Annotated in this window: 11 protein-coding genes and 3 pseudogenes; 7 read left to right on the top strand and 7 right to left on the bottom strand. The window is 68.5% G+C overall.

Features of this window, described 5'->3' with window-relative positions:
* The 4 genes and pseudogenes from ACWCP8_RS40445 to ACWCP8_RS40430 all read right to left on the bottom strand — a co-directional run.
* Positions 1-168 (bottom strand): annotated as a pseudogene (locus ACWCP8_RS40445) (IS256 family transposase); the annotation flags it as partial.
* 118 nt (positions 169-286) lie between these two features.
* Positions 287-589, bottom strand: a complete 303-nt coding sequence (locus ACWCP8_RS40440; protein WP_451121507.1) for an OsmC family protein — start codon at positions 587-589, stop codon at positions 287-289.
* Positions 590-688: 99 nt separating this feature from the next.
* Positions 689-1,036, bottom strand: a complete 348-nt coding sequence (locus tag ACWCP8_RS40435; protein WP_352271047.1) for a carboxymuconolactone decarboxylase family protein — start codon at positions 1,034-1,036, stop codon at positions 689-691.
* A 55-nt stretch (positions 1,037-1,091) separates the two neighbouring features.
* Positions 1,092-1,886: an SDR family NAD(P)-dependent oxidoreductase gene (locus ACWCP8_RS40430; RefSeq protein WP_451121506.1), complete on the bottom strand. Its 795-nt coding sequence runs from the start codon at positions 1,884-1,886 to the stop codon at positions 1,092-1,094.
* Positions 1,887-2,192: 306 nt separating this feature from the next.
* On the opposite strand from ACWCP8_RS40430, the gene ACWCP8_RS40425 reads away from it, so the two are divergent.
* From ACWCP8_RS40425 to ACWCP8_RS40415, 3 genes and pseudogenes are all read left to right on the top strand, one after another.
* Positions 2,193-3,113: a LysR family transcriptional regulator gene (locus ACWCP8_RS40425; protein ID WP_451121504.1), complete on the top strand. Its 921-nt coding sequence runs from the start codon at positions 2,193-2,195 to the stop codon at positions 3,111-3,113.
* 1,025 nt (positions 3,114-4,138) lie between these two features.
* Entirely contained in the window at positions 4,139-4,612 is a 474-nt protein-coding gene (locus ACWCP8_RS40420) for a VOC family protein (RefSeq protein ID WP_451121502.1), read from the top strand.
* Between the two features lie 66 nt (positions 4,613-4,678).
* Positions 4,679-5,384 (top strand): annotated as a pseudogene (locus tag ACWCP8_RS40415) (FAD-dependent oxidoreductase).
* Positions 5,385-6,039: 655 nt separating this feature from the next.
* Here ACWCP8_RS40415 and ACWCP8_RS40410 read toward each other — a convergent pair.
* Positions 6,040-6,450 (bottom strand): RidA family protein, encoded by a 411-nt coding sequence (locus ACWCP8_RS40410; RefSeq protein ID WP_451121500.1) that lies wholly within the window; start codon positions 6,448-6,450, stop codon positions 6,040-6,042.
* Positions 6,451-6,844: 394 nt separating this feature from the next.
* Complete coding sequence (locus tag ACWCP8_RS40405; protein ID WP_451121498.1) at positions 6,845-7,750, bottom strand: protein kinase domain-containing protein; 906 nt, start codon at positions 7,748-7,750, stop codon at positions 6,845-6,847.
* 103 nt (positions 7,751-7,853) lie between these two features.
* Here ACWCP8_RS40405 and ACWCP8_RS40400 point away from each other — a divergent pair, with 103 nt between their 5' ends.
* The 4 genes from ACWCP8_RS40400 (at position 7,854) to ACWCP8_RS40385 (ending at position 11,266) form a co-directional block, all read left to right on the top strand.
* Positions 7,854-8,954 (top strand): integrase core domain-containing protein, encoded by a 1,101-nt coding sequence (locus ACWCP8_RS40400; RefSeq protein ID WP_451121496.1) that lies wholly within the window; start codon positions 7,854-7,856, stop codon positions 8,952-8,954.
* A gap of 192 nt (positions 8,955-9,146) precedes the next feature.
* A complete protein-coding gene (locus tag ACWCP8_RS40395) occupies positions 9,147-9,509 on the top strand; it encodes a MarR family winged helix-turn-helix transcriptional regulator (protein ID WP_014173936.1) in 363 nt (120 codons plus the stop codon).
* Complete coding sequence (locus ACWCP8_RS40390; RefSeq protein WP_451121494.1) at positions 9,506-10,939, top strand: MFS transporter; 1,434 nt, start codon at positions 9,506-9,508, stop codon at positions 10,937-10,939. Before ACWCP8_RS40395 ends, ACWCP8_RS40390 begins: the two co-directional genes overlap by 4 nt.
* Before the next feature lie 33 nt (positions 10,940-10,972).
* A complete protein-coding gene (locus tag ACWCP8_RS40385; RefSeq protein WP_059130497.1) occupies positions 10,973-11,266 on the top strand; it encodes a DUF1330 domain-containing protein in 294 nt (97 codons plus the stop codon).
* Here ACWCP8_RS40385 and ACWCP8_RS40380 read toward each other — a convergent pair.
* Positions 11,194-11,564, bottom strand: a pseudogene (locus ACWCP8_RS40380) (integrase); the annotation flags it as partial. The gene ACWCP8_RS40385 and the pseudogene ACWCP8_RS40380 sit on opposite strands and share 73 nt — an antisense overlap.

Raw genomic sequence — 11,564 nt, 5'->3', positions numbered from 1 at the left:
CAGGGCGGATTCCAGCACCCGCTTCGTCAGCTGCTGCAGCAGCCCGCCCTCCCCAGTCAGCTGCAGGCCCTCCGACCGGGCCCGGTCTATCAGCACCGAGATCAGCTGGTCATCCGGCACCCCTCCGGGAACCGCCGGACCAGTGGCCTCGATCGAATCCAACTCCACACCCTGCACAGTCACTTGGCGTCTCTTCCTTGATCAGCAGATCCGCCGTTAGTTTTACACTCCCCGGGCAAAGAGTCCTATAACGATCACTGGATCCCCAGGTCAACGCATCATCCATCTAGTGATCGATAGCAGATTTGTCACAGCCAGCGAGCGCGTGCAGCACGTACTCAGCGGGCGTGGGCGCGGTGTCGGTGCCGAGCGCCGCGACGGGCTCGTCGCTGGTCATCGCGAACTTCGCAACGCGCGTCCCGTCGCGCTCACCACCCTGGGTCAGTGCGCCCGTCCGCGTGGTGATCCGGTAGCCGCCCTGCCAGGATCCGTCGACGGTGAATGTAGCCCGGGCGACTGTGGGGTCGGTGCGGAGCGTCTTGGTGCTGTGCCGTAGTGCGTCGATGTCGACGTCGTTGATGACGGTCATCTGTGTCAACTCCTTGTGATCAGAGGTGAGTCGTGGGGCCACGACGGCCGCCGCCGGGAGCGTCTGAGCGTTACGCCCGGCGGCGGCCGTCGTGTCAGGTCACCGGACGTCGCTGTTGTCGGCCTGGTCGAAGAACTTCATCGCCATGAAACCGTGCGCGTAGCCGCCGCCCGCGCGCAGCGCCGCGGCGATCATGACGGTCTCGGCGACTTCCTGCTGGGTTGCGCCCGCGGCGTGGGCGGCCTTGGTGTGGGCCTCGATGCAGTAGGCGCACTGCGTGGTCAGGGCGACGGCGACCGCCATGAGTTCGGTGTACTTGGGCGGGATGACCTTGTCGCTGCCGCGCAGGACCTGGGTGTCCCAGGCCATGAACGCCTTGAAGGCTTCCGGGGCGCCGGCGCGTATGTGCTTGGCGTACTGGTGGTCGGTGTGCTCGTGGTAGGACACGATGCGCTCCTGGTGTTGTCGGCTGGGCGGGTACGGGACAGGGGGCGGCGGCCGGTCAGTACTTGTTGCGGCCGGCCCTGACGCCGCCGTCGACGTCCCAGGTGGCGCCGGTGACCCAGTCGGTGTGGCCGGACAGGAGGAAGGCCACGGTGGGGGCGACGTCTTCGGGGGTTCCGACGCGGCCGAGGGGGTGGAAGCTGTTGAGCGCGTCGAGCATGGCGGGGATGTCGTCCTTGGGGATGAAGGCCTCGTAAATCGGGGTGCGCACCACGGCGGGGGCCACGGTGTTGACGCGGATGCCGTACGGGGCGAGTTCCATGGCCAGGTGCTGGGTGAGGGAGTGCAGGCCGGCCTTGGCCACGGAGTATGCCGAGGACGGGGTGGCGGCCATCGCCTGGTGGGCCAGCATGCCGCCGATGTTGACGATGGCGCCCTTGTTGCCGCGGGCGATCATGTTGCTGGCGATGGTCTGGGTGATGAAGTAGAAGGCCCGGGTGATGGCCTGGTAACTGTCGTAGTCCTGCGGGGTGTGCTCCAGGAAGGGCTTCGGTTCGAAGATGCCGGCGGCGTTGACCAGGAGGGTGGCGTCGGCGTGCTGCTCGGTCAGTTCGGCGCGCAGGCGGTCCACGGCAGCCTGGTCGGACAGGTCGGCGGCCAGGCCGACGACGTCCCCGGAACCGGAACCGGACAGTTCGGCCACCGCTGCCGCGGCGCTCTTCTCGGACCGTCCGGTGACGACGGCGCTGCCGTCGCCCTCCAGAACCTGGCGCGCGGAGGCCAGCCCCATACCGCTGGTGCCGCCGATGACGACGACCTTCTGTCCGGTGAAGTCAAGGGTGTTGCTGGACATGACGTGCTCCTTAGTGCGTGTTCTGTGCGGGGCCCGTAGTGGCTCATATTGGTTTACTTCACGACAAAATAGACCTATATGGCTGCGGCTGAGGACGGCACACAGGGCCACCGCTGAGGACGGCAGGAATGGGGAAGCGCGGCAGAACCGCGGGGGATCGGCTTGAGGTAACGCTCACCGTTGTGGCCGGCCTCGAGCGCCCTGGGGACGGTTCAGACTGTAGGACGATCCACAGGGTGCCGGTAGAGGATCGGGATGAATGCGGGTATAACGTGCTCTTATAACGCAGAGGGGATAATCGTCATCGTGAACATCGAGACGCTGCGCTATATCCAGGCCATCTCCCGGACCCAGTCCTTCAGCGCCGCCGCACGGGCCTACGGCGTGACGCAGCCGGCCTTGTCCAACGGCGTCGCCCGGCTGGAGGAGGAACTCGGTGTCAAGCTCTTCGACCGCTCACCCCGTGGGGTGCGCCCCACGGCACACGGCGCACGGCTCCTGCCCCTGATCGACAACGTCCTCGGCTCCCTCGACACACTTGCCGCCGAGAGCCAACGGCTGGCCCGCCCCGCTGCCGAAACGATCCGCATGGGCGTATCACCCCTGATCGGGGCAGACCTGGTCGCCCAGGCATTCCAAGCCGCCCGAACCCTGGAGCGTCCACACGACCTTGTCCTGCGGGAGGCAGACCTAGAACCCCTGAGCAGGGACTTGGAGGCAGGCCGACTGGACATCATCCTTGTGCCCGCCGCGGCCGGCATGCCCACGCTCCGGCACCGTGTCATCGCCCGGGAACCAGTGGTCGTGATCGACCCCGCAGCCTCGGGGGACAACGACCCCGTGGAGCTCAAATCCGCAGCGGACGCCGCCTACATCCTCGGCCCCAGCACCTGCGGGTTGACCACCTTCACCACGGAACTCTTCCGCGACAATCACTTGCCCCTGCACACCTACCCCGGTGAAGCTGCCAGCTTCCGGGCCGTGGACGAGTGGGCGGCGATCGGCCTGGGAGCGGCTCTACTGCCCCAATCCAAGATCACGCACGAGCACACCAGCTGCCGCCCCCTCCTTCAGGCAGGGGAGCCCGTCGAGATCGCCTACGAAGCCGTCTGGGACTGCGACACCCCCCTGGGCGCCGACCTGGAAGAGCTGATCGCAGCACTCCTCCGGGCTACGGAAGCCCCATCGACAGTGCGCGAGAGCGCTCCCGACCGCCCTGCGGAGTAACCGCTACACGCCCGCCTGGATAATCGCGTGGTCGTCGAATCTGCGCCGACCAAAAGGGCATGAGGCCTGATTTCGCTCGGCCCGTTCATAGCAGGAAGGCGTTACGGCCCGGCCATGCCTTCTCACTCCGCCTGGGCGAGCCGGCAAAAACCCAATAGCTGACTGCGCCGCACCCGGCCAGACGTCGGAGGGCGGTCGCTGACCTCAAGCCCCAGTCGCCATGCGACGCGTCTCGACACCGATCTCGTGGTCGCGAAGCCCGTCCTGCTGGGTGCCACCGCCGGCAGTTCGCGCCACGCGCTGGTCGTCGAGGACCAAGCCCGGCCCATGTTCGCCCTGCGCGCCCTCACGGCGCCGACATCGGTCTTCGCTGCGCTTGAGGACTGGAGTTCACCCGCTCTCGGCGAGCGGATCGGCCGCGCGGCCACCGAACTCGCCGCCCTCACGGCAGCGGGGTCGGCGAGGCGATCGCCGACCAGGCGTGGTCCGCATACCAGCACCGCTTCGGCGGCAACGCCACCCGGGCCCAGCAGTCCGTCGAGGACATCGACTTCGACACACCGCTGATGCAGCTGGCGGCGGGCGGCGGGCGGCACACCCTGAGGGAGGATTGCACCACCGATGCCGGGGAATGGGCTGCTCTGGGCGGTGGCAACACGGCAAAGGCGCCGAAGGCCGCCAGTGTGCGACCTGCCTGCTGCGCTACCTTCGGTGCCACCAGCCAGGCTGTGCGCGGCTGGTGGCACCGCGGACGAGGAGCCTCCTCGAAGTGCGCACGGACCACCCGCAAGGCACACTGACAGGGCATGCCTGGGCTGCACTCGCGGCCACCTCGCCGTTGCCGGCACCTTATCCGGGCCTCCCCCGCCGCCCAGACGCCGCCCAGCCACTGTCGTCGCGAGTGGCATCGTCGGCAAACACTCGGCAAGTCGGCATCCGCTGCACCGAGTCCCTCGCCCTCGCCTGCTCAAGTAAGACCGCATTCTCCCAGTCTTCCGGGATTCTCTTCCATGAAGGTGAAAGAGATGGATCTGAAGCTCGAAGTCATCGTGCTGCCCGTCTCCGACGTCGACCAGGCCAAGAACTTCTACGAGACAGCGGGATTCCGCTTGGACGTCGACAACACGTTCAGCGACGACTACCGGTTGGTGCACTTCACGCCGCCCGGATCACAGTGCTCCATCATCTTCGGTAAGGGAATGATCTCCACCGCCCCAGGCACGGCCCAAGGCCTCTACCTCATCGTCTCGGACGTCGAACAGGCACGCGCGGAACTCGTCGAGCGGGGCATCGAGGTCAGCGAAGTGTTCCACGACGCCGGCGGGCTCCTTCACCACGGACACGAGGACGGAGACGCAGTCCACCGCGATGCAGGCCAGCAGCGGATTCCCGGCCCCGAGCCCCACCGCACTTCCTACGCCTCCTACGCCACCTTCCGCGACCCGGACGGCAACGGCTGGGTGCTTCAGGAGATCACCGAACGCCAGCCCGGCCGGTGAGACGGTGACGGCCCGAGGACGCGCGTGAGCACGTCGCCGACGGGGCAGGGCCCTGCAACGCGGGCAATGCGGGACCCGAGAGACACAGGAATCGCCGTGAACGACACCGACCGCACCTACGACGTCGTCGTCATCGGCGCGGGTCCCGTGGGGCGAGAACGTGGCCGAGCGGACCCGGGCCGCAGGACTCAGCACCGTCATCGTGGAGCGAGAGCTTCTCGGCGGTGAGTGTTCCTACTGGGCGTGTGAGCCGAGCAAGGCGCTGCTGCGGCCGGTGCTGGGACGCGCCGACGCCCTGCGAGTGCCAGGACTGCGGCGGGCAGTGGACCGGCCGCTAGACGTGGCCGCCGTCCTCGCCCACCGCGATGACATCGTCCAGCACTGGCGGGACGACGATCAGGTCGAGTGGCTGGAGTCCGTCTCTGTCGACCTCGTGCGCGGACACGGCCGCCTCGACGGCCCCCGCCAGGTAGTGGTGAGCACCCCCGACGGCGGCACCGTGCGGCTCAGCACCCGGCACGACATCGCCGGGGTCGCGGGCGCGTTCCAGTACGCCAAGGGCTACCGCGGCAAGGCCCGCACGCTCGTCGACACCGACCGCGGCACCGTCGCCGGTGTCACCTTCGTCGGCCCGGGCGTCGCAGAACTGCTGCACTCGGCAACCATCACGGTCACCAGCGAGGTACCGATCGAACGCCTCTGGCACGCCGTCCCCGCCTTCCCGACGATCAGCGAGGTCTGGCTACGCCTCCTGGAGAGCTACCGCGGGTAGGTACCCGCCCACACGGCGGAGGTCCGCCCCCCCGGCGCAGGAGCTGCTGAAGGTCGCCGATGCCCTCGACCGGCGTCGACGGCCCAACGAGCCGATACCGGAGTTTTTGATGGAACCCAACCTGTGCTGGGCCTATGCCGTGTCGGCCGTCTGACGGCCTACGGCAGACCGGAGGCCGTGACCAATGACCGGCCGTGGGAATCAGACGAGGCGACAAGGAAACGGGTCCATGGTGGACTTTCGTAAACATCGGACCCCCAGGGAACCGCTCGTCCTGGCGACCCGGTGCCTTCGCATGCCGGACCGTGTGATCACGGACCGTGCACCCTGACGGATCTACTGGCCGTGGAACAGCTGAACGATCCACGCTGCTGCACCAGCCACCATCCCGAGGCGCTCCGCACCACCACGTGAGCACGCCGCGAACGGCCCGGCCGGCCTGAACCCGGATCTCCTCACGGCGGTCAGCAACGTGGCCGCGGACCATCCTTTATCGAGCAGTAGTGACGTCACATGTCGATGCGTCTGGGAGGCGCCTCAATCCACGGAGGGGTGGTGTTGATGAGTTCGGGAAGCACTGGATCTCTTGCCAGCGCAGCATCGAGATGCCGTTGGTGAAGGCTGCTGGTCATGCCGCCACAGCGTGTCAGTGGGCTCAAGAATCGAGCACGGCGGCGACGGCCTCGATCTCGACGAGTTGGTCCTTGTAGCCGAGCACGGTGACGCCCATCAAGGTGCTTGGGACGTCATGGTCGGCGAACGAGTCCCGGACTACCTCCCAGGCAGCCACCAGGTCCTCTCGCCGGGCCGACGCGACGAGAACCCTTGTGCTGATGACGTCCTGGAGCGACGCACCTGAGGCAGCGAGGGCAGCCTGCATGTTCTCGATGGCCCTCATTGCCTGACCCGCGTAGTCACCGATCGCTGCAGTGGAACCGTCATCGTTCAGCGGACACGCCCCGGCGAGGAAGATCAGGCGTGACTCGGCGGGCGCCGTGGCCGCGTAGGCATACTCGGCGACGTCGGACAGGGAGGCAGAGCGGATCAACGTGATGGCACGAGCCATAGTCGGCGGGTCCTTTCCCATCGGGTGTCGAGATCGGACATCCTGCCAACGCCCCGTTGGTTCCCGCCTTCCCTTTTCGTCGCCGTCCCCACGCGCAGCGCCGTCACATCTGCTCGACAATCACGAGCCGAGAGATCACCAACTGACTCCGGACCCCATCGACAAACGCTGTTCCCAGAGATCGACGAAGCCAACCACGGCGCCCCCAGCTGTTGGGGCGGGCGCTGTGTGCTGATCCGTCACTTCCTCCAGGATCCGTGCGGGTCGCGCTCAGGCATGCGGCTTGGGTGTCCGAGCTCTCCGCTGGCCGCCTTGGCCAGCCAGTTCGTCCACCTGTCGATGAACTCGTCCAAATCCCCAATCGAGAGTGGGGTGAAGGGCCAGGCCACCTGGTTCATGCCCATGGCAGGGCCGACCGCTCCGTGGGCCTCGTGGTGAGGGTTGAGGGCGAACGGGTCCATCGTGGACATCGCGCTGCGCATCGGCGTCGCCATGAAGGCAGTCTCGAACCATTGGTACCGCTCGCTTGCTTGGGCGTCCGAGTACCACAGGGAGTGGCTGCGGCCCTCGTAGCCGATCCGGTTCTGGGAACCTTGAGTTGAATGACTGCGGAGGCGATCACGTCGAACGGCACCATCGTCCCTGTGTTCCAGGCGCTGGGGTCTGCCTCTTTGACGCCGGTGAAGGTCAGCTGGGCGTCGGAGAGCCGGACGGTCCAGCCTCCCTGGTCGCCCTTGCGTACCTCAGCCGTGGAGACGATGTTCGTGATCGTCGTCAGGAGGTGGTCGGAGATGAGGCGGAGTGACGTGCCGGCGACTTCCAGAAGGTCTTGACGCCGTTCGGCTTCGGTAGCTTCCGCTGACGCCTGGCGATCGGCTTCGGAGCGGCGCGCGGCTTCGGCCCGGTTCGCCTCTGCCAGGGCGGCCAGCCCGCCCGCCAGAGACGCGGTGGGGATGCGGCGCAGTCTCTCCAGTACGTTGCCGGCCGCGGGTCGGCCCTGGGGGGCACGGAAGAGGCATTCGGTGATCAGAGCAGCAAGGAGGGCGGGCGCGGTGGTGAGCGGCGGTGGGGTTCCATGCAGGTGCTGCTCCTGGTAGTCGTGCTCGTACGGTCCGGTGAAGGGCCTCGTGCCCTCCAGGAGCTCGTAGGCGAGGACGCCCAGGGCGTAGATGTCGGTCGCGCCGGTGGCCCGCTGGTACTTCCAGCATTCGGGGGCCATGTACGGGAGGGTTCCCCCGCCCTGTAGGTGTGCTGGGCTGTGGTTGCTTCGGCGTAGCGGTGTGCCTGCCGAGAACGTCATCCGTGCAGCTCAGGTGCTTGATCGCCTCTCTGTGCATATGGCCCCTAGCGCCGACCGGGCCCACGCTTCGCTTCCGATCGGCCCTTCGGCATGATGGTCAGCCGTGCTGATCCGCCTGGCCTACCTCACCGTCACTAACGCCTTCGCGATGCTCCGCCTGCTGCCGATGAGTGACCGCGACAAGGACGCCGAGATCCTCGCCCTGCGCCACCAGATCACCGTCCTGGAGCGTCAACTGGGCAAGGTCCGGCCTGCGTTCACCGCGCCGGACCGGGCATTCCTCGCCGCCCTCCTCCAGCCGCTACCGCGCGAGACGCTACGCCGGCGGCTCCGGCTGATCGTGCGCCCCGACACCGTACTGCGCTGGCACCGCGACCTGATGCGGCGCCGCCACGCGAGCACATCCCGCCCGAAAGGGCCCGGACGGCCGCGCACCGTGCGCTCCATCCGCGTCCTGGTTCTGCGCCTGGCCCGCGAGAATCCCGCGTGGGGCTACCGGCGCATCCACGGCGAACTCGCCATCCTCGGGATCAAGGTCGCTGCCTCCACCGTCTGGGAGATCCTCAAGGAGGCCGGGATCGACCCGGCACCCGAGCGTTCCTCCACTACCTGGGCGGACTTCCTACGCTCCCAGGCCGACGCCCTGCTGGCCTGCGACTTTTTCGAGACGGTCACGCTGTCCGGGGCGCGAATGTGCGTCTTCGCGGTGATCGAGCACGCCAACCGGCGCATCCACATCCTGGGCGCCACCGCGCACCCGACCGCGTCCTGGGTGACACAGGCCGCAAAGAACCTGGTCATGGATCTCGAGGACGCGGGCGCCCGGGCGAAGCACCTGATCCGGGACCGCGACACGAAGTTCCCCGCACTCTTCGACACGGTCCTCGCCGACGCGGGCATCGAAGTGGTGCTCTCCGGCGTACGGATGCCGAGAATGAACTCGATCATGGAGCGCTGGGTGCAGACCTGCCGCCACGAGCTCCTCGACCGCACCCTGCTCTGGAACCAGCGGCATCTTCTCCACGCACTGCGCGAGTTCGAACAACACCACAACTCGCACCGGCCACACCAGGCCATGCAGCAGGACGCCCCGCTACGGCCAGTCCCCGAACCAATCATCAACCCCGACCGGATCGCCCGCCTCGACATACGCCGGCATGACCGGCTCGGCGGCGTCATCCACGAGTACCGACATGCCGCTTGAGCTGCCCGGATGACGTTCTCGGCAGGCACAGGCGCGCCGCCCGCGCCAGTCGACCATTTCCATAAACTATGAATATAAAAAAGCTATGCTTCGAGCATGAGTCGTCAAGACACCGCTCCTGGCGCGTCCGCCGCCATCGGGGCAGCCCTCTACGACCTGGCCACCAGGGCCGCGAGACGCCTGCCCCGGGACATGAGCCTGACGTCCGCCGCCACCCTGGCTACCCTGGACCGGACCGGCCCGCGGCGCATCACCGATCTGGCCGCGGTCGAGGGCGTCACCCAGCCCGCGATGACCGCCCTGGTCCGGGTGATGGAGGAGTCCGGCCTGGTCGAGCGGCGGGGCGACGCGTCCGACAAGCGGGTCACGCTGGTGTGCCTGACCGAGGCCGGCGCCTCCTATGTCCGGACGCGGCGCCAGGCGGGCGTCCACGCGTTCGAGCGGTTGATCGGCGAGCTCACCGGCGACGAGGTCGAGGCGCTGGTGGCGGCCCTTCCGGCGCTGAAGCATCTGGCAGAGCTCGAAAGCCAGGACCGCGAAGGGCCGAAGCAGTGACCGGGCAGCCGGTCGGCGGGGTCGCGGTGAAGGCGTTCCCGGTGGCGCGTTCCGAGGCGCGGCTGCTGGTCCCCGCCCTGATGTTCATCGCTCTGGTCGTGGCGGCGGTCGCCAGCCTCGGGACGCCGCTCATCACCAGCGTGGCGACCTCGTTCCACGTCTCGCTCGGCAGCGCGCAGTGGACGCTGACCGTCGCGCTGCTCAGCGGCGCCGTCGCCACGCCGGTCCTGGGCCGGCTCGGAGCCGGCCGGCACCGGCGGGCCACGATCCTCGCCACGCTGGCGGTCGTCGTCGCCGGCAGCGCGCTCACCGTGCTGCCGCTGCCGTTCGCGTGGCTGCTGGCCGGCAGGGCGGCCCAGGGCGTCGGGCTCGGGCTGACGGCGCTGATGATGGGCGTGGCCCGGGACCACCTCCCCGAGGAGCGCAGCGCGGCCGTGATCGCCCTGATCTCGGTGGTCTCGATCATCGGGGCCGGCGTCGGCTACCCGCTGGCCGCACTGCTCGCCGAGCTCGGCGGGGTACGGGCCGCCTACGGCCTCGGCCTGGTCGTCACCGCCGCCGCCCTCCTGACCGCGTGGCGCTCCATGCCCGAAGCCCCCGAAGGCCGCTCCGCCCACGTGGACGTGGCAGGCGCGGTCGTCCTGGCCGCTGCGCTGCTCCTGGTGCTGTTCCTCGCCGGCGAACGGAATCTGTGGAGCCGGCACCTCGCCGTGGCGGCGGGCCTCGCCGTCGTCGCGGTGGTGCTGCTCTGCGTCTGGGCCGTCATCGAGCTGCGCAGCACGACGCCCCTGGTCGATGTGCGGGCGGTACGGAACCCGGCGGTCGCCGGGGCGAACCTCGCCATGTTCGTCGGCGGGATCGGCATGTACCTCCTGCTCACGCTCATCACCCGGTACGCGCAGACGCCGCACGGCGCCGGCTACGGCTTCGGGCTGACGACCTTCGTCGCCGGGCTGGTCCTCATCCCGTTCTCGGTGCTGGGGTTCGTCGCCGGCAAGCTCACGCCGCGGGTCCGGACGCGGATCGCCGACCCCCTGCTCCTGGCCGGCAGCGCCGTCGTGGTCGGCGGCGGGTTCGCCCTGTTCGCGGCGGCCCGGTCGGACCTGGCCGAACTGTTCGCGGCGATGGGCGTGCTCGGCTTCGGCGTCGGCGGCTTCTCGGCCGCGATGCCCGGCGTCATCCTGGCCGTCACCCCCAAGAGCGAGACGTCGAGCGCCATGAGCTTCAACTACGTCGTCCGCAGCGTCGGGTACTCCCTGGGCAGCGCCATCGGCGGCCTGATCCTCGCCGCGGGCACCGGCCCCGGCCACCTCTTCCCCGACGACAGCGCCTACACCACCGCGGCGCTGGTCGGCATCGGCGCCATGGCGATCACGACGCTGACAAGCCTCGCTCTCGCCCGCCGACGCTCGTCCGAGACCAACTCGTAAGTCAGATGCACTCATCCCAACACTGGAGGTTCCATGCCCAAGGGCTACTGGGTCAGCGCCTACCGCACCATTTCAGACCCTGAGAAGCTGGCTGCTTACAACAAGCTGGCCGGTCCGGCCGTCGAGGCCGGGGGCGGTCGGATCCTCGCCCGTGGCAGTCGGGTCGTGGCGCATGACGCCGGAATCGCCGAGCGCACCGTCCTGATCGAGTTCGACAGCTTCGAGCAGGCCGTCGCGGCGCACGAGAGTGCGGCCTACCAGGAGGCGCTGGTCGCCCTCTCCGACGGCGTCGAGCGCGACTTCCGCATCGTCGAAGGCATCGACTGACCGAGGTCCAGTCGGAGGTCGAGGGCCTCGCGCCGGATCGTGCCGATTACTCGCTCGCAGTGGACATTCACGCGCGGCGCCCGAGATGCGCTGAGCAGCACCTCGGTGTCCTCGGCTTCGAAGACGGCGTCGAACGCGTCGGTGTACTTGCTGTCGCGGTCGCGAAGAACGAAGCGCAGCGACTCGACGCGGGTGCCGAGGTCGGCGGCGAGATTGCGGGCCTGCTGGGTCGCCCACTGCGCGGTGGGGTGGGCGGTGACGCCGGTGACGTGGAGCCTGCGGGTGCCGTGCTCAAGGA

The sequence above is a fragment of the Streptomyces sp. NPDC002206 genome, assembly GCF_053593595.1.
This window is presented reverse-complemented; position numbering and strand designations above follow the sequence as displayed.